General features: G+C 34.7%; 20 protein-coding genes. 10 read left to right on the forward strand and 10 right to left on the reverse strand.

All coding sequences use genetic code 11. The features are described from left to right. Window positions 1-324: 324 nt before the first annotated feature. Window positions 325-1836: a glycerol kinase GlpK gene (glpK, locus tag ACQV2T_RS07200; RefSeq protein ID WP_428893444.1), complete on the reverse strand. Its 1512-nt coding sequence runs from the start codon at window positions 1834-1836 to the stop codon at window positions 325-327. Then, window positions 1836-2426 (reverse strand): dihydroxyacetone kinase transcriptional activator DhaS, encoded by a 591-nt coding sequence (gene dhaS / locus ACQV2T_RS07205; protein WP_428874041.1) that lies wholly within the window; start codon window positions 2424-2426, stop codon window positions 1836-1838. The genes glpK and dhaS overlap by 1 nt, the downstream gene beginning before the upstream one ends. Window positions 2427-2603: 177 nt before the next feature. Between dhaS and ACQV2T_RS07210 the strand changes: the two genes are divergently transcribed. The 4 genes from ACQV2T_RS07210 to dhaM are packed head-to-tail and all read left to right on the forward strand — an operon-like array spanning window position 2604 to window position 5748. Next, complete coding sequence (locus ACQV2T_RS07210) at window positions 2604-3743, forward strand: glycerol dehydrogenase (protein ID WP_428874043.1); 1140 nt, start codon at window positions 2604-2606, stop codon at window positions 3741-3743. Between the two features lie 27 nt (window positions 3744-3770). Next, complete coding sequence (dhaK, locus tag ACQV2T_RS07215) at window positions 3771-4760, forward strand: dihydroxyacetone kinase subunit DhaK (RefSeq protein ID WP_428874942.1); 990 nt, start codon at window positions 3771-3773, stop codon at window positions 4758-4760. A gap of 35 nt (window positions 4761-4795) precedes the next feature. Further along, window positions 4796-5374: a dihydroxyacetone kinase subunit DhaL gene (dhaL, locus tag ACQV2T_RS07220; RefSeq protein WP_428893445.1), complete on the forward strand. Its 579-nt coding sequence runs from the start codon at window positions 4796-4798 to the stop codon at window positions 5372-5374. Beyond that, the gene (gene dhaM / locus ACQV2T_RS07225; protein ID WP_428876344.1) at window positions 5374-5748 is read left to right on the forward strand and encodes a dihydroxyacetone kinase phosphoryl donor subunit DhaM; all 375 of its coding nucleotides are present in this window, start codon (window positions 5374-5376) and stop codon (window positions 5746-5748) included. Before dhaL ends, dhaM begins: the two co-directional genes overlap by 1 nt. A 325-nt stretch (window positions 5749-6073) precedes the next feature. On the opposite strand, the gene ACQV2T_RS07230 is transcribed toward dhaM, so the two are convergent. Both ACQV2T_RS07230 and ACQV2T_RS07235 read right to left on the reverse strand, forming a co-directional pair. Continuing rightward, window positions 6074-7468, reverse strand: a complete 1395-nt coding sequence (locus ACQV2T_RS07230) for an alanine/glycine:cation symporter family protein (RefSeq protein WP_428874938.1) — start codon at window positions 7466-7468, stop codon at window positions 6074-6076. A 263-nt stretch (window positions 7469-7731) separates the two neighbouring features. Further along, entirely contained in the window at window positions 7732-8163 is a 432-nt protein-coding gene (locus ACQV2T_RS07235) for a hypothetical protein (RefSeq protein WP_428893446.1), read from the reverse strand. 906 nt (window positions 8164-9069) lie between these two features. Between ACQV2T_RS07235 and ACQV2T_RS07240 the strand changes: the two genes are divergently transcribed. The 6 genes from ACQV2T_RS07240 to ACQV2T_RS07265 all read left to right on the forward strand — a co-directional run bounded on the left by ACQV2T_RS07240 (window position 9070) and on the right by ACQV2T_RS07265 (window position 16395). After that, a complete protein-coding gene (locus ACQV2T_RS07240; RefSeq protein WP_428893447.1) occupies window positions 9070-10539 on the forward strand; it encodes a Sau3AI family type II restriction endonuclease in 1470 nt (489 codons plus the stop codon). A 54-nt stretch (window positions 10540-10593) separates the two neighbouring features. Continuing rightward, window positions 10594-11871: a DNA (cytosine-5-)-methyltransferase gene (dcm, locus tag ACQV2T_RS07245; RefSeq protein WP_428893448.1), complete on the forward strand. Its 1278-nt coding sequence runs from the start codon at window positions 10594-10596 to the stop codon at window positions 11869-11871. 1009 nt (window positions 11872-12880) lie between these two features. Then, window positions 12881-13006, forward strand: a complete 126-nt coding sequence (locus ACQV2T_RS07250; protein WP_428893450.1) for a hypothetical protein — start codon at window positions 12881-12883, stop codon at window positions 13004-13006. 360 nt (window positions 13007-13366) lie between these two features. Next, the gene (locus ACQV2T_RS07255; RefSeq protein ID WP_428874047.1) at window positions 13367-13663 is read left to right on the forward strand and encodes a DUF6110 family protein; all 297 of its coding nucleotides are present in this window, start codon (window positions 13367-13369) and stop codon (window positions 13661-13663) included. Continuing rightward, the gene (locus ACQV2T_RS07260; RefSeq protein ID WP_428893451.1) at window positions 13653-15716 is read left to right on the forward strand and encodes a heavy metal translocating P-type ATPase; all 2064 of its coding nucleotides are present in this window, start codon (window positions 13653-13655) and stop codon (window positions 15714-15716) included. Before ACQV2T_RS07255 ends, ACQV2T_RS07260 begins: the two co-directional genes overlap by 11 nt. A gap of 133 nt (window positions 15717-15849) precedes the next feature. Further along, on the forward strand, window positions 15850-16395 hold the full coding sequence (locus tag ACQV2T_RS07265; protein WP_428893452.1) for a GNAT family N-acetyltransferase: 546 nt from the start codon (window positions 15850-15852) through the stop codon (window positions 16393-16395). Window positions 16396-16464: 69 nt separating this feature from the next. Here the strand turns inward: ACQV2T_RS07265 and rbsB are convergent, their stop codons facing one another. The 6 genes from rbsB to ACQV2T_RS07295 are packed head-to-tail and all read right to left on the reverse strand — an operon-like array spanning window position 16465 to window position 22120. Next, window positions 16465-17391 carry a ribose ABC transporter substrate-binding protein RbsB gene (gene rbsB / locus ACQV2T_RS07270; protein ID WP_428893453.1) on the reverse strand — a complete coding sequence of 309 codons (927 nt, stop codon included), beginning with the start codon at window positions 17389-17391 and terminating at the stop codon, window positions 16465-16467. A 21-nt stretch (window positions 17392-17412) separates the two neighbouring features. Continuing rightward, window positions 17413-18366, reverse strand: coding sequence for an ABC transporter permease (locus tag ACQV2T_RS07275; protein ID WP_428874051.1), 954 nt, complete (start codon window positions 18364-18366; stop codon window positions 17413-17415). Beyond that, a complete protein-coding gene (locus ACQV2T_RS07280) occupies window positions 18366-19847 on the reverse strand; it encodes a sugar ABC transporter ATP-binding protein (RefSeq protein WP_428874933.1) in 1482 nt (493 codons plus the stop codon). Before ACQV2T_RS07280 ends, ACQV2T_RS07275 begins: the two co-directional genes overlap by 1 nt. A gap of 11 nt (window positions 19848-19858) precedes the next feature. Then, on the reverse strand, window positions 19859-20257 hold the full coding sequence (gene rbsD / locus ACQV2T_RS07285; protein WP_428876346.1) for a D-ribose pyranase: 399 nt from the start codon (window positions 20255-20257) through the stop codon (window positions 19859-19861). Continuing rightward, window positions 20232-21140, reverse strand: a complete 909-nt coding sequence (rbsK, locus tag ACQV2T_RS07290; protein ID WP_428874054.1) for a ribokinase — start codon at window positions 21138-21140, stop codon at window positions 20232-20234. The genes rbsD and rbsK overlap by 26 nt, the downstream gene beginning before the upstream one ends. Continuing rightward, a complete protein-coding gene (locus ACQV2T_RS07295) occupies window positions 21140-22120 on the reverse strand; it encodes a LacI family DNA-binding transcriptional regulator (protein WP_428893454.1) in 981 nt (326 codons plus the stop codon). Before ACQV2T_RS07295 ends, rbsK begins: the two co-directional genes overlap by 1 nt. Between the last annotated feature and the right edge of the window lie 199 nt (window positions 22121-22319).

Raw genomic sequence — 22319 nt, forward strand, 5'->3', positions numbered from 1 at the left:
TTCTGGAAATTGATGCAGCATATAGATAACTGTTACATTAATTCCATAATCATTCGTATATAAGAATGAGTTTTGTGAATGCTCCTAGCTTTATTTGTGGAAACTTAATGGTAGCGATTCATTGACTTTTTATTAAAAAATAAAAATGGTGTCAATGAATCGAATGGCTCCATCGACACCATAAATTTTAGAGGTGTTCAATCAGTCGGAGAGGATAGAAATAATAATAAAGTATTTTAGATAAGATTAAGAACTTTCTAAAAATAGCTAAGAACTTTTTCTTAGCTATTTTTGAAATCCACTTAAATTCATTCGTGTTCTTTATTAAAAGAAATCTTGACTTAACTGAGAATAATATCGAACAGCTTTAAGCGCATTGTGCCATCCATTCAGTTTTTTAAAGCGATCGGTTTGACTCATATTTGGTTGGAAAACTTCGTTCTCGGATACTAAAGCTCTCAATTCATCTAAATCCTTCCAGTAACCCACAGCTAATCCAGCCAGATATGCAGCACCTAAACCGGTTGTTTCTAAACGTTCAACGCGTTCAACTGTTTTATTAAGAATATCGGCTTGAAATTGGATGAGTAAGTTATTTTGAGCAACGCCACCATCAACATGTAAAACATCCAGCGCAATTCCAGTATCTGATTCCATTAAATCAATAATGTCATAGACTTGGTAAGCTAATGATTCAAAAGTAGCAAGGACAAGTTCCCTTTTAGTCGTATAGTCATCCATGCCCAAAATAGCCCCTCTGACATTCGTTTCCCAATAAGGAGCTTCAATTCCTTTAAAAGTTGGAAGAAAATAGACGGAAGACTTTGGATTTGCCATGAGAGCTAGCTTTTCTGAATCTTCAATCGTTTCAAATAATTCTAAACCGTCTTTTAACCATTCAATGGCACTTCCAGAAATTAAAGCAGCCCCTTCTAAAGCATAATTAATTTGACCATCGATCGAATAGGCAATGGTTGTAAGTAAATGATTGTTTGATAATTTGGCTTCAGTCCCGGTATTCATAACAATAAATGTCCCTTGACCATAAGTACTTTTAACTTGTCCAGATTGAAAAGCAAGTTGACCAACTAAAGAAGCCTGTTGATTTCCAGCTACCCCTGTAATGGGTATTTTTACTCCATGGAAAAGTTCAGAACTTGTTTCGCCATAGTAATGAGAGCTGGGATAAACATTGGGTAACATTGCTTTTGGAATATTAAAAAGCTTAAGCAATTCATCATCCCATTCTAAACGATGAATATTAAAGAGCATGGTTCTTGAAGCATTCGTATGGTCAGTGATATGTAACTTTCCTTTAGTTAATTTCCAAACAATCCAACTATCGATGGTCCCAAAAAGTAATGCTCCTTTTTCAGCATCAACCTGCGCTCCAGTATGATAATCTAGAATCCAACGAATCTTACTGGCTGAGAAATAGGGACTCATAATCAGTCCGGTGGTTTTATGGATATATTCTTCATTTTTACTGGATTTCAATTGATTAATTGTAGCTAATGATTGGTTAGAACTCCAAACAATGGCATTATATATCGGCTCACCTGTTATCTTGTTCCAAACAACAGTTGTTTCACGTTGATTCGTTAGTCCAAGTGCTTTGATTTGAGAGTAATTAACCCCAGATTTTTGGATAACTTCTTCAATAACATGACATACAGTTTCCCAAATAACATTCGGATCGTGTTCTACCCATCCAGTTTGTGGGATAATTTGTTGGAATTTTCGACTCGCAGTTCCAATATAATTTCCTTTGCGATCAATAATAAAAGCACGTGTCGTCGTTGTTCCTTGATCAATTGATAATATATATTCTGCCATTACTTATCCTTTCCTTTCCCTGATAAAATAGTAGTGTGTTCATTCGATTTGCTTCGACAGTTTACAAGCTTTACGAGCATCGCATGGTAGTGTTTACTATTTGGTTCACAATTTTCTAAGACCCAATGATAGAGGCTTTCAGAGAGACCATAGCTATAAAAATCTGTAGCTGTTTGAATCATTTGCTTTTTTTCTAACGAAAGAAACTGCTCTTTGAAATAATCATCTACTAATTGTTTGATTATTTTTTTAATGGAGTAAATAAAATATTCTTTAAAAGAATCTAATTTTATATCGAGGAAGATTTTTCGATAATATTTATTGTTTGATTCAAGATAAGTTAATAGTTGCCATAAGATTTCTTCCCAATTTTGCCAATCCATTATTGATTGAATGGATTGATAGAGTTCATGCGAAAAAATCCAGGTAACTAAATCATATTTGTCATCAAAATAATCATAGAAAGTTTGACGACGAAAATCTGCTTGTTTCATTATATCGGTGATTGAAATTTTATCCCTTTCTTTTTTTAGTGTTAATTCTCGAAATGATTGAGCGATGATTTCTTGTGTATCTGTTTTTTCTTTCATCCAGGCAAACTCCTTTTATTAAAAATAAAACAGTATTTGATAGTATCAGTATACGACAGAGCAAATCTGAAACCAAACGGACAGACGAAGGTTTTTGTCTGTTGAATTGATAGCGCTTACTTGTTACCATTAATTTAGTGGAGAAGAAGAAGCTTAAAAGATACAGGAGGAATAAGAATGAGAAAAGCATTTATTAGTCCAAGTAAGTATGTACAAGGTGAAGATGAATTATTGAATTTAGGATTTTATATTCAGTCTTTAGGTGAATCTGCCCTCGTTATAGGAAATAAAGCAGATATTGATCGTGTACAAGACAAACTGGATCAAACAGCTGAAACCTATAAGGTTCAATTACATCGAGGAGATTTTGGTGGCGAAGCCACACGCGAAGAAGTCGAACGATTGAAAAAATTAGCAAAAGAAAAAGGCACTGATGTTATTGTAGGATTGGGGGGAGGAAAAGCAATCGATACGTCCAAAGTTGTAGCGGAAGGACAGAATATTATTATTTGCCCGACGATTGCAGCTCAAGATGCGCCCACGAGTCACTCTGCTGTCTTATATACGGCCGATCATCAATTTGATGATTATGCTTACTTTAGCAAAAACCCAGATGTTGTTTTGATGGATACTACCGTTATTGCACAGGCACCGAGTCGATTCCTAGTAGCTGGTATGGGCGATACTTTGGCAACTTATTATGAAGCTCGAGCGACTCGTCAATCCAATTCAAATGTGAATGCTGGTTTGCCAAATGGTTATCGTACTGGGGCTACAGGACCTGCTAAAGGAACAATTGCAGCCATGACTCTAGCTGAAAAAAGTTTAAAAGTGGTTCTAGAAAAAGGATACGATGCAAAAATTGCGGCTGATCAGAACGTTGTTACACAAGCTTTAGAAGATATCGTAGAAGCAAACACCTTATTATCTGGCTTAGGCTTTGAATCGGGAGGATTAGCAGCTGCTCATGCAATATACAATGGCTTAACTGTTTTAGAAGGACCAGGAAATTATTACCATGGGGAACAAGTTGCTTTTACAACCTTTGTTCAATTAGTGCTCGAAGACGCACCAAAATCAGAAGTCGAAGAATTATTAGACTTTAATATTTCTGTTGGGTTACCAGTATCTCTAGCGGACTTAGATGTCGAAGAAGTTAATTACCAAGAAATTCTAAAAGTAGCTAAAAAAGCATGTATCCCAGAAGAATCCATTCATTCAATGCCTTTTGAAATCACAGAAGAAGCCGTTGCAAATGCAATTATTGCAGCGGATGCGATGGGTCGCGATTATAAAGCAAGAAAACAAGCAAAATAAATTTAAAAAAGGTAGGAATCTAGCGTGATTAAAAAAATAATAAATAAACCAGAAAATATTGTGGATGAGATGATTAATGGAATGGTACAAAGTCATTCAAAATTGCTTAAAAGAATTCCTGAAACAGGAATTATTCAACGAACTTTAGAAAAAACCGGGAAAGTGGCTATTATTTCTGGTGGAGGAAGCGGACATGAACCTGCACATGCTGGATTTGTTGGAAGAGGAATGTTATCAGCAGCTGTTTGTGGGGCAGTCTTTACTTCTCCAACGCCCGATCAAATTTTACAAGCAATTAAAGAAGCGGATGAGGGGGCAGGTGTCTTTCTCGTTATAAAGAACTATTCAGGGGATATTATGAACTTTGAGATGGCTCAGGAATTAGCTGAGATGGAAGGAATAAAAGTAGAGAGTGTCGTAGTTGATGATGACATTGCTGTCGAAGATAGTCTCTACACCCAGGGAAAACGTGGCGTTGCAGGAACGGTCTTTGTTCACAAAATATTAGGGTATGCTGCTGAACAAGGGCAAACCATTGAAGAGATTAAAAAATTAGCGGAAAATCTTATCCCAAATATAAAAACGATTGGAGTCGCATTAACAGGGGTCACTACCCCCGGGAGCGATGAAGCAAGTTTTACCTTAGCGGATGATGAAATCGAGTATGGCGTAGGTATTCATGGCGAACCGGGATATCGACGAGAAAAATTGCAGAGTTCACAGGATTTATCCCAAGAATTACTTACAAAATTACTAAAAGAGTTTGATGCCAAAGCCAATGATCGCTTCGCAATAATCGTGAATGGTTTAGGTGGAACGCCATTAATGGAACAATATGTATTTGCAAATGATGTGCAAAGAATAATGAAAGAAAAGAATCTAACGATTGCGTTTTCGAAAGTAGGCAATTTAATGACTTCGTTAGATATGCAAGGTTTATCCTTAACTTTGCTTCGCTTAGATGAAGCATTCTATTTGAAAGCTATTGAAGCACCAGTTGATACCATTAATTGGTAAGATTATTTTATAAAATGAAAGGGTGAATCTTTTAAATGAATCTAGAGACTGGAATTCGTTGGATGGAATTATTCAATGAAAAAATTCAAAACGAAAAAGACTATTTAACACAACTAGACACACCTATTGGCGATAGTGACCATGGAAATAATATGTCTCGTGGCATGACCCATGTAATTAAAGCGATTGAAGACGAAAACCCAAAAACGTTGAATGAATTGCTTCAATTAATGATGAAAAATATGCTAAGTAAAGTTGGTGGAGCCTCTGGGCCACTATATGGGTCAGCCTTTATGGGCATGATGAAAGCTGAATCATCAGCTGAAGACTGGGCAAGTGTTTTAAAAGCTGGGTTAGAAACGATTCAAAAGCGTGGAAAAGCAGAACAAGGCGACAAAACAATGGTAGATTTATGGATAGCTGTTGTAGAAGCAGTTGAGACTCATCAATTAACCCACGAATTAATTGATGAAGCAGTGGAAGCAACGCAACCATTAAAAGCTAAAAAAGGACGAGCCTCTTATGTGGGAGATCGATCTATTGGCCATATTGATCCAGGAGCTTACTCCTCAGGCTTATTATTTCACGCAATGCTAGAAGCGGAGGCAGAATAATGAAAAAAACTGGAATTGTGATTGTTTCACATGTTCATGAGATTGCGGAAGGAATTCATCGTTTGATTCAACAAGCAGCAGCAGATGTTGATGTGCAAGTAGTAGGCGGTATTGATCAAAACGAAATAGGGACGAACTTTGATACCGCTTTAGCAGCCATCAATAAAAACACAGCTGAAAATTTATTGGCTTTTTATGATCTAGGTAGTGCAAAAATGAATCTAGAAATCGCTATGGAAATGAGTGATAAAACAATCAAAATATATGATGTTCCAGTCGTAGAAGGAGCATATACCGCTGCAACTTTATTACAAGCCGGTGTCGATCAAGAAAATATCGAGGCACAACTAGAAGAAATGCATATGGTAAAATAACGGATAAAGTTTATTTATTAGTAAAGAAAATCATCAGTAGCTTAAAATGTTTTCCCTAGATTGCTAAATACTTGGAGAAAATAGTGAGGGTTTAACTTTAATGGCAGCACCGCGCTAAAAACTCTAGCCGCATCCTAAAGAGTAGGAGAGCTAGAGTTTTTCAATTATTTTTTTAAAGAACTGGTCCTATCTATTTTTTAAATTAGTGGGATTTTTATTACACATAGTTTGCGAATATTACAAGAATTGATATTTGGATTATATTTAAAGACCCCTAAAGTTGATTTGAATTCAACTTCAGAGGCCTTTTTATACTTTAATAAAACTAACTTAAATCCTCCCGATTATAGAGCTGATGCGCTTTATAGCTATCTAGAATCCGTTTAGCTTGAGGCGCTAATAAAAGGAGAGCAATCATGTTTGGAAAGACCATCAGCCCGTTAAAGAAGTCTGACATGGTCCAAACAAAGTCGATTTTCTTAGTGAGTGATGATCCTAAAACGATAAAGAAAATGACGATAATACGATAAGGTAAAAGCCCTTTTTTACCAAATAAGTAACGAATATTGGTTTCTCCAAAATAGTACCAACCTACAATAGTGGTAAAGGCAAAAAAGGTTAAACAAAGAGCTAGAAAGGATGTACCTAACGTACCAAAAGCGGAAGAAAAAGCTTCTTGCGTGACTAAAGCCCCCTCTAACCCTTTTTCATGAGCGCCGGTAACGAGAATTACCATTGCAGTAGCGGTTCCAACAACGAGCGTATCAATGACAACACCAACAATCGCTACTAAACCTTGTTCAGCAGGATGTTTTACGTTGGCCACTGCGTGGGCATGTGGTGTAGAACCCATACCTGCTTCGTTTGAGAAGAGACCCCTTGCGACCCCGTATCGAATGGCTTGTTTAACGGTGACACCAATCGCTCCACCCATCATAGATGTAGGTTTAAAAGCTTCCACAAAAATCGATTTAAAAGCAGGACCGACTTGATCTTTATAGAGAACCATTACGACGATGACGCCGATAATATATAAAGCAGCCATGAATGGCACAACTAATTCGGCAAAGTTAGCAATTCGTTTCATACCACCCATAAAAACTAAAGCAGCTGCAATTGCTATCAAAACACCAACGATAATTGGGTTAATACCGGTAGCCTCATTGACAGCGGCAGATATCGAGTTTGATTGCACTAAGTTCCCAATAAATCCTAAGCCAATAATAATTGCTACTGAGAAGAAGCCGGCTAAGAATTTGCCTAAGGTTTTTTGTTTTATCCCTTTACTGATATAAAAGGCAGGCCCTCCCACAAAGTTATCATCACGCACTTCACGATATTTCTGAGCTAAAACGGCCTCGCCAAAAATTGTAGCCATGCCAGCAAAAGCAGACATCCACATCCAGAAAATAGCACCAGGTCCTCCTGCCATAATAGCTGTAGCAATCCCAGCAACATTACCTGTTCCGACTTGAGCAGCAATGGCTGTTGCTAGGGCTTGGAATGAAGACATGGTACCGGCTTCTTCTTTTTCCTTTTTACCAAAAACGCCGCCAAAAGTCTCTTTAAACGCTGTTCCAAAATAACGAAATTGCGGAAAGCCAAGATAAAAAGTATAAAAAATACCGACCGCTATAAGAATATACAAAAGAACACTGGACCACATTAAATCACTCAAATGAGTGATATTTTTCACAAAATAACTGACTAAAGAATTCATCTCTTCCCCTCCTAAATTTTTATTTAACTAAATTGTATGATAAAAGGGTATAGCAAGTCAATGATTTTTATGAAAACGAAACCATTTTTTTCGAATTAAAAAAAATTAGCAAAAATTCAAATGAAATAAAAGTGTTTTTGTGAAAGATTGATCAATTGAAAAAGCTTACTTCAGCAAGCCTAATTGCAATTTTAGGGTAGCGTAACGAAATAAAAAGTGAATAAAATAGGAAAGAAACAGTACTTAACAATTAAACTGTATATCTATTTGAATTTAAACAAAGAATGGGTCTGTTTTGCTAAAACTACTCCACAAAATAATAATCCACTAAGGGACAAGTCACTACCTAATCTAAGAAAAAACACACTAATCCATTGCAGTGGCCATAATTTAAAAGATCGAATCAAAAGCCCCAAGGTCATCATAATGGCCATAATAATGAAGGATTTAACGTCAAAGAACTTAAGGAAAAGGTTCTTTTTTTCGCGATAGTTTATAATCCTTTCTGTATGTTTATTTACTAATTGTTTAAACACCATAAACCAAAACAAACTAAAAATTACTATCGAAATAAGCAAATTTAACAAGGTCCAATAGCCTTCATAAGCAACCAGGCCTATTCGTAAAATGTTAAAACCTGCTATACTCCAGACGACCGCTGCTATGAGCAGTAACGTTCTATTTTTTACTTTCATTATATCGCTCCTTTCAATTTTTATATATCCTTTATTAAGAACAACTTTTTTTAATTTAATTTTAGTCATTCTAAATAAATTTTATGATTATTTAAAAGTATTGGCAAATTATTCGTATATAAAATGTTTTGTTTTTTTTAGAGTTACACAACAACATAACTAAATAATATATTTTTTAGCATATAGTATTTTATTTTAATACTCTGAAATGCTCTACGCACTCACAATAATTAAGTCTGATAAAATTTCTTGAAGAACTGAGTTATCTGAATAGTGGTATTTGTTCTATGGACGATGCACGGAATAGAAAAATGCAAGTATTTTTTTATTCATTATACTTCTTGATTTATTTGGTAATGTAGATTGAATTTTTACTTAAATATGACTATTGTTTATCAGTATATTGAAAGGTATTTGTGTATCCATTACCTAAAGGTCTTGAAATATATATAGTTTAGTAGAGAGTTTTAATAATTTTTCGATTTTAAGTATCTCTTTCTAAGTTGATATTCATGACATGACGATGGATCGCGAAACTATATTCTTTGGGTTATTTGTATAAGTTAAAAATATGAATCTTAATATTTTTCGTATTGAACTATAAATTATAAATCTTAATATTATCAACAAGAATATATTCTGTACGTAAATTTAATTTTGTCGATTGAATAATTTGATCAAATGTTTTGAAGAAATCATCTTTTATTAAATTTCAATAGATTTTTGAATGGCTACTTAATTCAGCCAAAATGTACGAAAGATATATAAATTCTTCTAAATATTTTAGAAGAAAACTAAAATCTGATAAAAATTGATTAATGGAAAAGAGTTCTCAAGTGTTATAGAATTAAAAGAGTTAAATTGATAAAGAAATATCCAAAATATTTCTATCGTGAGGGAGTAAATATGTATAAAAATTATAACCCATCTGATAAAGAATCTATATTACAGTATGCAAAAGGGTTGATAGGGAAAACTTTTAATGATATTTGTAATGAAGATGAATACTTTTTGACCCAAATAGTCAAAGATATCTCACCTGAAGACTACAAAACTTCTTATGAAAATAAAAATAGAAAAGGTGGTTTAGGTGAAATTATAGAAGAAAGATATTTTCATTACAAAGCTGATAACTTTTCAAGAGCGGATTTTTCTGATGCTGATTTAGAATTAAAGGTTTCGCCTTATAAAATAAATAAAAATGGAACTGTTTCAGCGAAAGAAAGGTTAATTATTTCAATGATTAATTATATAAAAATCATTGAAATGGATTTCTACAATAGTAATGCATGGGATAAATTAAAAAATATTTTATTAGTTTATTATTTATGGGAGCCGAGTATAAATAACAGATTAGATTATTTAATTAAACATGTATATAAGTTCTCCCCTAACGCAGATGATTTAAAAATCATTGAGAATGATTTTTATAAAATAAGACAGAAAGTTATTGATGGAAAAGCGCATGAATTATCTGAAAGTGATACATTATATTTAGGAGCAGCTACAAAATCTTCTGACTCAAAGCAGAGAACACTTCAGCCTAACTCAACTATACCAGCTAAACCAAGAGCTTTTTCGCTAAAAGCATCATACATGACCTATGTTTTAAGAAATTATATTATCAAGGACGAAGACAAAAATGATAGAATACTTAAAACGGATACAGTGCCTGATTTTGAAGAGTATGTTTTGGATAGAATTAAATGTTTTAATAACATAAAAGATGTTGAATTATTTGAGAAGTATTTGGGATCTAAGACTATTAGTAGTAAGAACAAGTATAGCCGATTAGTTCTTGAAATTTTAGGTGTGAAAACAAAAAATGCTGAAGAGTTTGAAAAAGCTAATGTTCAAGTTAAGGTAATCAGAGTGGAAGAAAATAATAGGATTAAGGAATCAATGTCTTTTCCTGCTTTTGAGATTTTAGATTTAATTAATCAGAAATGGGAAAACTCATATATAAACAAATATTTTGGTAAAACGAGATTTTTATTTGTAATATTTCAAAAATCAAATGGGAATTATTTTTTAAAAGGAGCTAAATTTTGGAATATGCCCATTAAAGATTTAGAAGGAGATTTAAAAGAAGAATGGGAGAGGTCAGTAAAAACATTTAAAGAAGGGGTTAAATTTGAAATAAAAGATTCAAGTTCACCTATAAAAAATAACTTGCCTAAAATGTCTGATACGAACATTTTACATGTAAGGCCTCATGCTAGAAAAGCAGCGTATTTAATCAATGGGATTAAGTACGGAAAGGGAAAAATAGATACGGATACAGATTTATTGCCAGATGGAAACAGAATGACCAAACAGTGTTTTTGGTTAAATAATAATTATGTCTTAAACCAAATTAAGGATATAATAAATTAAAACTCAATCATTTTGTAAAGTTAGCGTAGAGTTTTTTATATTGAGGGAGACTATATGAAAATTAATGCTATTGAACTATTTGCCGGTGTTGGTGGATTTAGAATCGGTCTAAATCATATAAAAGATTTTGATAAAGAAACAGGTTTGGCTGAAGAACATGGTGATTGGAATTTTGTATGGGCAAATCAGTGGGAACCATCCACTAAAACACAGCCTGCATTTGATTGTTATATAACGAGATTCGGAAAAGAAAATCATATCAATATGGATATAAATAAAGTCAATAAAAAAGAAATTCCTGATCATACATTATTAGTTGGGGGATTTCCTTGTCAAGACTATTCAGTAGCACGAAGTTTGTCTAATGAGATGGGAATTAAAGGAAAAAAAGGAGTTCTGTGGTGGGATATCGTTGATGTCATATTTGAAAAACGACCTCCATTTATTCTATTAGAAAATGTAGACAGATTGTTGAAATCGCCCGCAAGCCAAAGAGGCAGGGACTTTGCTGTTATGTTAAGGACTCTTGATGATTTAGGATATATTGTTCAATGGAGAATGATAAATGCTGGAGAATACGGTATGCCTCAGCGTAGAAGAAGAGTTTTCATCTTTGCAACATTGAAAGATACGATTTATTCAAAAAAAATCATTAGTATTAATGATAAAGAAGAATATTTAAAATCTGATGGCTTCTTTAATGATATTTTTCCTATTGAAACAGAAAATATAATCGTAAAGAAAAAGTCATTGGAAGAATTTGTTGATGCAGTGGATGTATCAGAAAATTATCAAGGGGGAAAATTCTTAACTACAGGGTTATTCATTAATAATATAATTATTAATTTTAATATAAATGAAAAGTCAAATGAAAAAACTGCTACCTTAGGTGAAGTTATAAAAGATGCTGAAAAATTTTCAAATATTGACCTTGAAAATTATTTGATAGAGGGCGAAGAACTAGAAAAATGGGAGTATCTTAAAGGTGCAAAGAGAATAAAAAGAACTAGCAAGTCAGGACATAGCTACGTATTTTCTGAAGGTAATATGTCGTTTCCAGATCCATTGGATTTACCAAGTCGTACGATGTTAACAAGTGAAGGATCTTTAAATAGATCAACACATATAGTGTTTGATAAAAAGTTAAATAAGAATCGAAAGATTACAGAAGTGGAAGCAGAGCTACTGCAAATGTTTCCACCAAATTGGACTAATACCGGTATGACTAAACGACAAAGATATTTTATGATGGGTAATGCTTTAGTTACAGGTGTAGTGAGTCGTATAGAACATAAATTAAAGAGCATAATAAAACAAAAAAATAATCAATAACGCTATGCTTTGATATTCAAAGTAATAATTGTATAGATTTTTTAATTTATTAACTATGTAATTAGTATTTTAATTACCTCCAAATTACTTTAATCAATAATTTTTTAGTCATATTAATATATCATTCGATAGCTTGGAGTGAATTGTATTATTATTTTGAATGGATTTTTCTTCAGAAATTCAAATTTTCAGAGTTTTATAGTCATGTGGTATGATTTGGGATAGAGCAAATTGACTTTCTATATTTTTGTTTGAATAATTAATATTATGAATTCAAATGACTTTTAGCTTTAATTAGCGCTATCTTACTTTCGGCTCAAGTAATTTCTGAGTGATTTAATGACCTTGATTCGTATCTTTCAAAATAAGAACTTTTTTTGGCAACCTTTTTAAGGATTTCTTTTATGGTGTTAATTTTATTTGCGTTTTGTGCTAACGGAGCGAAAAGAGTAGTTAAAGATGTTTGGTTTAGTTCATTGACACCATTCCGAGTATAAATGAGGCTTAATAGATTTTTATAAAAGTTGCTATTTTAGACAATAGTAATACAATCTTTAAAAGGTAAGAACAATAACTATGAAATTAACTATTGGGCAGATTATACCTGTCCTTATTGCTATATTTGGGAAGTGAAAATCCAGCCATTGATTGATAAATTAGGCTTACTAGATAACCTTCATTTACAGATGTAGACCTACCAAGTTGATTCGAATACGAGTCAAGTTGCTGAAGGCTAGATGGTAACCTGTTTAACAAAATTTGTAATGGAGCACTCATCAATCGAAGAAGTGGCAGATTTAAGAATAATAATTTCTTAACATATTGTGAATAACATTTAAAATTAGCCAATCAAGAATTTTTGTTGAGGATTTCAGAAAAAACTAGCTTAAATACTGACCAAGTCGCTTAGAGTTTAAAGAGTTCTCAGTATAAAGAAAAGGTTATCGAAGCTCAGAATAAGGCTCGAGCAGAAAAGGTAAAAGTAGTCCCTTGTCTCGATATTGGTCAAGTGACGGTTCCTACAGCTATGTTGGTCGGGACTTTTAAAGACATTATTAGCAAGAAGCAGCGTAAAATCGTTAGTGAGCGAATGAAGCGTAACAATCTTTTACCCATGCCATCCGCTAAAGACTAAGAAAACCGTTAAAAGTTAAAAAAGAGTGAAGCTTTTCCTGAGAAAGCGAAGTTCCTTATTAATTATTTACTACATGATTTAAAAGTGAATCATGGTGTTATGTGCATAAGGTGTTATAAACGTTTATTAATCGTAGTGTTTCTATAGGGAAGGATGGGTCAAAGGTTTTTAATATCAATGAAAATTTGAGTCAGATTTATAAAGGTATGTGAATAACTGAGGATAGATTCATTCTTACAATATTACTTTACCAAGCGGATAACTCTTTTCAAATAAGAATTGAGCCTTGGACCCATTAATTGAAACTTACTTTTATCAGTGCTATAATTATTTAAATATAAATAGAAAGAAGGATTTAAAATGTTAAAGAATTTAAAAAAGGCCACAAAAATCAGCAAATCATCTGGTTTATTCCTCGGAGGAGCTCTATTTGGAACACTAGGGTTAAAAGTTTTAACGAGTAAAAAAGCTAAAGAAACTTATGCTCATGTAATCGCAAAATCTTACCAATTAAAAGATGAGCTTGATGCGAATGTATCAACAATTAAACAACATACTGATGACGTTTTGTCAGATGCTCAAGAAATTTATCTTGCCCAAAAACAGCAAGAGCAAGCCGATAGCATTGAGGATATAGCAGGCGCTAATGAAGTTTAAAATTTGTCATCAAAACAAAAGTCGAGTAAGAGTTAAGTGTTCTTTTTTACTAACGTTATCCGTTAGAGAAATGATTAAGGAGGAGGCTCAACTCCAACCAGCTATTCAAAAAATAGTTTTCTATCATGATGAAAGGACAATGGCTGTCTTTGTTCATAAAGATTACTCGATGGCACACGCCCTCAAATTTTTAAATAGTTTGACTGAAGATCAAGTCATTAGATGTTTACAAGAGCCCTATAGCAAAGAAAAGACGCCTTATGCGATTGTTTCGAAGGAACTGAGCCTGTTTGTGCTGAGACGTCTATTTCTACCTCAACCTATTCAGTATCTCTATACCCTTTATTTATCCACTAAATATATAGAAAAAGCGCTTCAATCGTTAGTATCGCAGGATATAAATATGGAAGTTTTAGATGGCGCTGCTATTTTAACTGCCATATTGATTGGACAGCCTAAAACCGCTAGTTCCATTATGTTTATCATGGGATTGGGTGATCAATTAAATGACTGGACCAATAAAAAGTCAATTGCAGATTTGGAAAGCAGTATGAAAGATCCTACTAAAACGGTATGGTTGTTAGACGGTCAAGGGAATAAGCTTGAGCGTAATGCTAAAGAAGTTCAGTTGAATGACATTATAATCGTGTCTGAAGGAAAGGAAATTTTATTTGACGGGGTAGTGGATACTGGCTCAGCCATGGTCAATGAAAGTTCGCTTACCGGAGAATTTTTCCCTATCCTTAAGCAAGAAGAAGATCAAGTCTTTTCAAATACAGTGATCGAATCGGGAGAATTATCTATTCGCGTTACAAATACCACGTTAAATTACCGTATCCACGAATTGATGTCTCTAATGCGTCAATCAGAAAATCAAAAAGGCACTCAACAAACTAAATATATTGCTCTAGCTGACAATCTGGTTAAGTACAATTTTTTAGGTGTCATTCTTACCTATTTATTCACTGGATCCTTGCGAAGAGCCCTATCGTTTCTATTAGTTGATTTCTCTTGTGCTTTGAAGCTTTCGGTTCCTATTTCTTACTTAACGGCAATTAAAGAAGCAGTTGAGAAAGAAATATTAATTAAAAGTATGGATGTCGTGGAAAAGTATAATGACATCGATCTGTTTGTCTTTGATAAAACCGGGACTTTAACTGTATCCGATCCTAAGGTTTATAAAACCGTCTCTTTTGATGATTATGAAACCGAAGATGTTTTACGAATGGGCGCTTGCTTAGAAGAACACATTCATCATCCATTGGCTAAAGCCGTAGTGAACGAAGCCCAAGAAAAAGCTATTGTCCATGATGAAATGCATGGAAAGCTCCATCATATTGCGTCGCGCGGGATCTTATCAACCATTGATGGAAAAGAAGTAGTCATTGGTAGTTATCTTTTAATGACGGATAAAAAAATTGCTATTTCTGAAGAACAAAAAGCCGTTATTAATAACTATGAACAGCAATACAACCTACTCTATCTTGGTTACAACGGAAGATTAATTGGTCTTTTTCTAATTGATACCCCGCTTCGTCCGCAAGCGGCCAAAGTCATTCAATGGTTACAAAGTAAGGGCAAAGAAGTTGCGCTTCTTACTGGTGATACCAAAGAGCGAACTCAAAATCTTATGAATAATATATCCGTTCAATATTTACAAACAGAAGTTTCACCAAATGATAAATATCAGTTCATTGAAGAACAAAAACGTTCAGGTAAAAAAGTCATGATGCTTGGAGATGGGCTCAATGATTCTGCTGCACTATCGCTTGCAGACATAGGGGCAGTTATGAATGATGCTGCTGATATTTGCAAACAAACAAGTGATCTTGTTTTATCAAATAATCAATTAGAAAGTCTAATGGAATTGGCTGAAATTAGCCATTTATTAGATAAAAGAATAAAGAAAAATGTTAAACAAACCATTGCGATTAATAGTGGGCTCATTTTATTAGGTGTTTTTGATTTATTATCACCAAGTTCCCTATCAATCCTACATAATTTGACAACGACTGGCATAATTTTAAGAAGTATGTCAGGTTTTAAAAGATAAAAGGAATAATCCAGTATTCGCTTTCTCTTAAAAAAGCTGGTAGATTTACTTTGCCTTATCCTAGTTAAACCTGATTATCAATTGCAATGCCTGTTTAATATAAAGCAGCCCTGTATTAAAATGGGGGATTTCTATGAAAGTAAGGTATAAAAATTTATGGATACGTGATGCAGAAATAGCAGATGCTGCCAAACTCTGTCAATGGTGGAATGATGGGAAACTAATGAAATATTTGGGCTTTCCCAATGGACTAGGCAAATCAGTCGAAGAAATCGAAGATAAGATTGAAAATTATACCGATGAAAAAGGTCGGCTCCTACTCATTGAGTATCAAGGTCAATTAATTGGTGAAATGTTTTATGATAACTTGGGGAATCAAGTCACAGAAATACATATAAAGATTTGTGAAACAATTTATCGCAATAAAGGCCTGGGTCGAATTATTCTGAGTTTACTGATTAAAGAATTATTTAATCAAGGCTATCAAAAAATTATTTTAGATGTTAATCTTCAAAATACTAGGGCCCAACATGTATATGAGCTACTAGGGTTTAAAAAGTTGCGGATTAACGATGACTCATGGGTCGACCAACTTGGTTGTAGCCAATCCAGTGTTGACTATGAGTTAGTGGAAAATGATTTTAGGGATTATGCTACAGATACTAATATAAGTGGGTAAAAAATAATGAAGACCTCAGGGCACTAAATAAGTGTCGTGAGGTCTTAAAACTATTAAATGAAAAGTGAATTATTTTTCTTCTAGTGTGTCTTTAATTACTAATTCTAACGGAGAAGCAATGGATTCTTCAACTTTTTCTCCTTTTAAATGATTGATGGCAGCTTCAACCGCTAAATGTCCCATTTCTTTAGGTTGTTGAGCGATCGTTGCAGCCAACTCACCTTCTTTGACCGCTTCCAAGCCATCGTCATTGCCATCAAATCCTATCACGAGAATTTCTTCTTCTAAACCAGCAGCTTTAATAGCTTCAATAGCCCCTAAAGCCATTTCATCATTTTGAGCAAAGACAGCTTGAACATCAGGGTGTGCTTGAAGAAGATTTTCCATAACAGTTAATCCTTCTGAACGGTTAAAGTTAGCAGATTGACTAGCGATAAGCTCTAATTGATCTTTGGCTCCTTCTTCAAAACCTTCCCCTCTTTCGTTTGTTGCAGAAGCGCCTGGAACACCTTCTAATTGAATAACTTTCGCACCTTTTCCAATCTTTTCAATAATGAATTCAGCAGCCATCTTACCGCCATCTAAGTTATTAGAGGCTACTAATGAAACAACTTCACCTTCTGCAGCGTTTCTGTCAATGGTAATAACAGGAATTTTTGCTTCATTAGCATTTTTAATAGCTGGGACTATAGCATCGGAATCAACGGGATTAATGAGTAAAATATCTACTCCTTGAGTGATTAAGTCATCCAGTCCATTAAGCTGTGTTGTTGCATCATCTTGTGCGTCAACAATTTTAACAGTGGCTCCCATTTCTTTTGCAGCCTCTTCAATACCTTCTTGTAAATCGACGAAGAAGGGATTATTGGTAGTGGAAATTGCTAGACCTATTGTATATTCTTCTTCTGCCTTAACCTGTAGGTTAGCAGTTAGACTTAATAGAACAAGTGGTAAAATAGCGAACAAGGCGATAGTAATTTTTTTTATAGATTTCATTTGAATGCTCCTTTTATATAGTTATTTTTCTTTTCGATCTAATAGAACAGCGATTAATATAACGATACCTTGAACAATTTGTTGATAAAAACTAGATACTCCAAGTAAGTTTAAACCATTATTCAACGTACCAATGATTAAAGCGCCGACTAAGGTTCCAATGATGCGGCCATGACCTCCAGCCATACTTGTACCACCAATGACAACAGCAGCGATGGCATCCATTTCATAAGCGACTCCAGCAGTTGGTTGCGCTGAGTTTAATCGTGAAGTTAAGATTAAACCTGCAGTGGCAGCCAAAGCCCCGGAGATAGTGTAGACAATAAGTTTAACTCGATGACTATTAATTCCAGCAATATAAGCCGCCTTTTCATTTCCTCCAACGGAAAAAGTTTTCCGTCCAAATGTTGTGCGATGCAAAAGCATGTAGAGAATGCCAAAAACAACCAACATTAGAAGAACCGGCACTGGAATTTTCCATAAATACCCCCTTCCAATGGATTCAAAAAATTGCCCCCCTTCAAATTTAGTGAGAGGATTTCCTCCCGTTAGTACCAAAGTTAATCCGCGATAGATAGTCATAGTTGAAAGGGTAGCAATAAATGGAACAACCTTCCCCTTAGTTATAATTAATCCATTAATTGCTCCTAAAAGTCCCCCAAGTAAGACCCCAATTAAAACAGCAAGTATAGGGCTCATACCATACATCATTAAGTATGCGACTATCGCGCTTGACAAAGCTAAGACAGAGCCGACCGACAAGTCAATACCCCCAGTGATAATGACAAAGGTCATACCGAATGCTATAAAGGCATTAATTGAGACTTGTCTAAGCAAATTAAGTAAATTATTTATTTTAATAAAATTTGGATTTAAGAGGGTAACGAGAACAAACAAAACAATTAAGGCCAATACTGGACCTAATCTTCTTAAATCAAATTGCTTTTTCGATGATTTCTTTTCAACTTTATCCATTATTTTCCTCCTGTAGCTAAAGTCATGATGCGTTCTTCCGATAATTCTTCATGGGACAGACAGCCATTCAGTTTTCCTTCATGAATAACAAGTACACGGTCACTGACTCCAATTATTTCAGGTAAATCACTTGATACCATTATGATACCAACACCTCGATCGGTTAATTCACGCATCAACAAGTATATTTCTCGTTTAGCACCGATATCCACTCCACGGGTAGGTTCATCCAAAATTAAAATTTGAGTTCCAGCAGCAATCCATTTGGCTAAGACCACTTTTTGCTGATTCCCACCAGATAGGGAAGTCACTGGTAGATGCATATCCATTGTCTTTATAGCCAAACGTTCGATGAGTAACTGCACAAAATCTTCTTCTTCCTTGGTGTGAATTAAACCGTTTTTAGAAAATTCTTTAAAGGCAGTGATTCCAATATTTTCTTTAATCGAAAAGTCTAAAATAAGGCCTTCCTCTTTACGGTTTTCAGTTAAGTAACCAATTCCTTGTTTAATAGCATGAAGTGGTGAAGAGAGAAGCACAGGCTGATTATTAATTTTAATAGTTCCGCGCTCAATCGGAAGCAAGCCGAAGATAGCCGACATAATTTCTGTACGTCCTGCTCCCATCAGTCCAGACACACCGAGTATTTCCCCTTGTTTCAAAGTGAAAGAGATATCCTCAAATTTTTCACTCACCGTTAGCTTGTTAACTTCTAAAAGTGTACGGCCAACTTCTGAACGTTTACTCGGATAGTAATCCCCAATGTCTCGACCCACCATTGCACGAACAATTTCTTTCTCATCCGTGTTGGTAACATCTTTAGTCATAATCGAAATGCCATCGCGCATGACAGTGATACGGTCGCTTATTTGAAATATTTCCTTCAAGCGGTGCGAGATGTATACAATTGCGACTCCTTGTTGCTTAAGTTTTTGGATTATAGAAAAGAGTGTATCAATTTCATGGTCTGACAAAGCAGCTGTTGGTTCATCCATGATAATGACAGAAGCATCGTTCATCAGTGTTTTGGCAATTTCAATTAGTTGTTGTTGACCGATACTGAGTGTTCCCATCAAGGCATCAAGATCAATCTGAATACCTAATTCTTGCAAAATAGTTTTAGCTTTTAATTTCATGGTAGCTTGGTCACAGAAAAGGCCATATTTGGTAAGTTCTTTCCCCATAAACATGTTTTCTAAGACGGTCATCTTTGGCCAAGTTATCAATTCTTGATGAATAAAGCTAACGCCATTATTTTCAGCATCTTTGGGATTATCAAACAATGATTCTTTTCCATTAATGGTAATCTTTCCTTGGTCAGCTGATAATAGACCGGTTAAAATGTTCATTAAAGTTGATTTTCCAGCTCCATTTTCACCCATTAGTGAATGGACTTCTCCACTTCTTAAGTCGAAGTTTACTCCTCTTAAGACTTGGTTGGCTGCAAACTGTTTATGGATATTAGTCATTTGAATTTCCATAATACTCCCCCCTAGAAAATGACGCCTGATTGCAAAATAATATTTGCATAAGGAGTCGCCTCACCTGTTCTTATGATCGCTTTGCTTTTATGGGTCTGCTTCTTGAATGAGTCATGATCTATAAATTGAATCTCAATAAGTGGATTTACTAATTGCTGGATTTCAGCTAGCAAATTCGGATTATATTGTTTGATTTCTTCGGCGAGAACAATCCGTTCAATTTTCATATCACTCATTACTGTTTTTAAAACACTGATAAAATCAGGCTCACCTAAGCGAATAGCTAAATCAATTTTTTCTACATGCGTTGTGATAGGAAGACCACAATCTGCAATTGTTAGTTGATCAGTATGGCCCATATCGGATAAAACTTTGGAGATATGACTATTTAATATCCCATGTTTTTTCAAAATATACACTCTCCTTCATTTGTTTGATAGTAGGCATTCCTTTTTGAGCCCCTTCTTTTCCGATTGATAGGGCGGCGGCTAAGTTGGCAAAACGAATTGCTTCTTCGAGTTCGAACTGGTTGCCAATAGCAAAGGCGAGCGCACCATTGAATGTATCACCAGCCCCAGTAGTATCTACAATTTGATCAACTTTATAGGAAGGGACTTCAATAAGTTCATGTCCATTATGAAAGACGGCCCCTTGAGCTCCTAAGGTTACAATCATTTTGTTCGGATATTGAGCCAGAACTTCTGCCATTTCTTGATCTGGGAACATTAAGCGAAATTCATGTTCATTAGGTGTGATGTAATCGATAGCTGCCATCAATTGTGGATTAAATGAGCGAGCGGGCGCAGGGTTATATATTATTTGACAAGAGGCATCAGCCATTTGTTGTATAAGGGTTTCAACCGTTTCGATGGGACTTTCATTTTGGATTAGAATTAAATCACAGGTAGTGAGAAATGCTTGCTCTTTTAGAACTTGTTCGCTTGAATAAGCATCATTAGCTCCCGCTACATAAATGATCGTATTTTCGCCTTCAACAACATTAATAATGGCAGAACCTGAAGGGAGCTGCTTCTTTGTTTTAATGTGTGAAACTTCAATCCGGTTATTTTGCAAATTGGCTATTAAACTTTCACCAAATTTATCAGCTCCCACTGCTCCTAACATATAAGTTTCTGCACCCAGTCGGCTGGTTGCAACGGCTTGATTAGCTCCTTTGCCACCAAAATAAGTTTCAAAGTATTCCCCAAAAATAGTCTCTCCAGCTTGGGGTCTTCGTTTAGAAGTCACCACAAAATCAGTAGATATACTTCCAATGACTGCAATTTTTACCATTATTTTACCTCCCTTAAAGAATTTCTTTTTAATAATCGCGGTTTGACTTGGATGATTTTAGACATTTCAGGATCTATTTGTTGGTTAATAATGGCTAGTAACAATTCTGTTCCCTGATAACCTATTTTATAAGCCGGTTGTTCAATGGTAGTTAAACTCGGATGGGCATAGGCTCCAAAGACAATTCCATCATACCCAATGATTTGGACATCTTCTGGGATAATAGAACCTAATTGATTCCAAGCTTGGATAAGGGCTAAAGCATAGATATCATTAGGAGCAATCACCGTATCAATATTGGGATAGTCACGAATAATCTCCTTGGCAATTTGATCTGCAAATTCTGTCTGGAAGGACGGAGTAGAATATATCTGATAGTCGATTTTATATTGATCAAATACAGACTGTATTCCTTGTAAACGCATTTTAGACACTTGAATATCCATTGGACCCGTCATAATCAAAATAGAGCCATGATTAGTTTCAAGAATAGTTTGTCCAATGAGTTCTCCGCCATAAAAATCATCAGAGATTACTGCAAACCGATCTTGATCATTCATCCGGTCTAATGAGACGGTTGGAACGTCCTCAGGTGTGTTTAGATGAGTCCCATCAATTTTGATTAATCCAGCGACTTTATATTGTTTAAAAAAATTAAGATAGTTCTCACCAATCGTTTCTTGGCCTTCGGTATTGCCTAATAAAAACATATAGTCGTGTTGCAAGGCACATTGTTCGACTCCCTTGATTAAAGAAGGAAAATAAGGGTTAGTAATATCCGGAACCAATAAACCAAGAATTTTCATCGACTGTTTATTTAAAGATCTAGCAATTTCATTAGGGATATAATCTAATTTTTTAATCGCCGAAAGAATCTTGTGTTTGGATTGTTCGCTCACATAACCACTGTTATTCATCAGGCGCGAAACAGTTGCGACTGAAACGCCTGCTTCATTTGCCACATCACGAATTGTTACCAAAAACTTCACACCTCCATGTGTAACCGTTTACACACATTATTATATTAATTTTTTTTAGTTTGTCAAGAAGAAAGGTTTAATGAGTTTTTGCATTGTTAAACGTAAATGATAATGTCTCAAGAGAACACAAATCAAAATGTCCCTCTATCCTCTATAATAAATGATGAAAAGGATAGGAGGGAAAATGATGGGAGATTAT

Origin of the sequence: Facklamia sp. P13069 (genome assembly GCF_050409405.1) — a bacterium.
GTDB lineage: Bacteria > Bacillota > Bacilli > Lactobacillales > Aerococcaceae > Facklamia.

Bases quoted from the DNA above. Each gene is read 5' to 3' on its own strand.
- ACQV2T_RS07210 (WP_428874043.1), top strand. From the start codon at position 2,604: ATGAGAAAAGCATTTATTAGTCCAAGTAAGTATGTACAAGGTGAAGAT.
- ACQV2T_RS07260 (WP_428893451.1), top strand. From the start codon at position 13,653: ATGAAGTTTAAAATTTGTCATCAAAACAAAAGTCGAGTAAGAGTTAAG.
- dhaS (WP_428874041.1), bottom strand. From the start codon at position 2,426: ATGAAAGAAAAAACAGATACACAAGAAATCATCGCTCAATCATTTCGA.
- ACQV2T_RS07230 (WP_428874938.1), bottom strand. From the start codon at position 7,468: ATGAATTCTTTAGTCAGTTATTTTGTGAAAAATATCACTCATTTGAGT.
- ACQV2T_RS07240 (WP_428893447.1), top strand. From the start codon at position 9,070: ATGTATAAAAATTATAACCCATCTGATAAAGAATCTATATTACAGTAT.
- ACQV2T_RS07280 (WP_428874933.1), bottom strand. From the start codon at position 19,847: ATGGAAATTCAAATGACTAATATCCATAAACAGTTTGCAGCCAACCAA.
- dhaL (WP_428893445.1), top strand. From the start codon at position 4,796: ATGAATCTAGAGACTGGAATTCGTTGGATGGAATTATTCAATGAAAAA.
- dcm (WP_428893448.1), top strand. From the start codon at position 10,594: ATGAAAATTAATGCTATTGAACTATTTGCCGGTGTTGGTGGATTTAGA.
- rbsK (WP_428874054.1), bottom strand. From the start codon at position 21,140: ATGGTAAAAATTGCAGTCATTGGAAGTATATCTACTGATTTTGTGGTG.
- ACQV2T_RS07265 (WP_428893452.1), top strand. From the start codon at position 15,850: ATGAAAGTAAGGTATAAAAATTTATGGATACGTGATGCAGAAATAGCA.
- ACQV2T_RS07275 (WP_428874051.1), bottom strand. From the start codon at position 18,366: ATGGATAAAGTTGAAAAGAAATCATCGAAAAAGCAATTTGATTTAAGA.
- glpK (WP_428893444.1), bottom strand. From the start codon at position 1,836: ATGGCAGAATATATATTATCAATTGATCAAGGAACAACGACGACACGT.
- dhaM (WP_428876344.1), top strand. From the start codon at position 5,374: ATGAAAAAAACTGGAATTGTGATTGTTTCACATGTTCATGAGATTGCG.
- ACQV2T_RS07255 (WP_428874047.1), top strand. From the start codon at position 13,367: ATGTTAAAGAATTTAAAAAAGGCCACAAAAATCAGCAAATCATCTGGT.
- rbsB (WP_428893453.1), bottom strand. From the start codon at position 17,391: ATGAAATCTATAAAAAAAATTACTATCGCCTTGTTCGCTATTTTACCA.
- ACQV2T_RS07235 (WP_428893446.1), bottom strand. From the start codon at position 8,163: ATGAAAGTAAAAAATAGAACGTTACTGCTCATAGCAGCGGTCGTCTGG.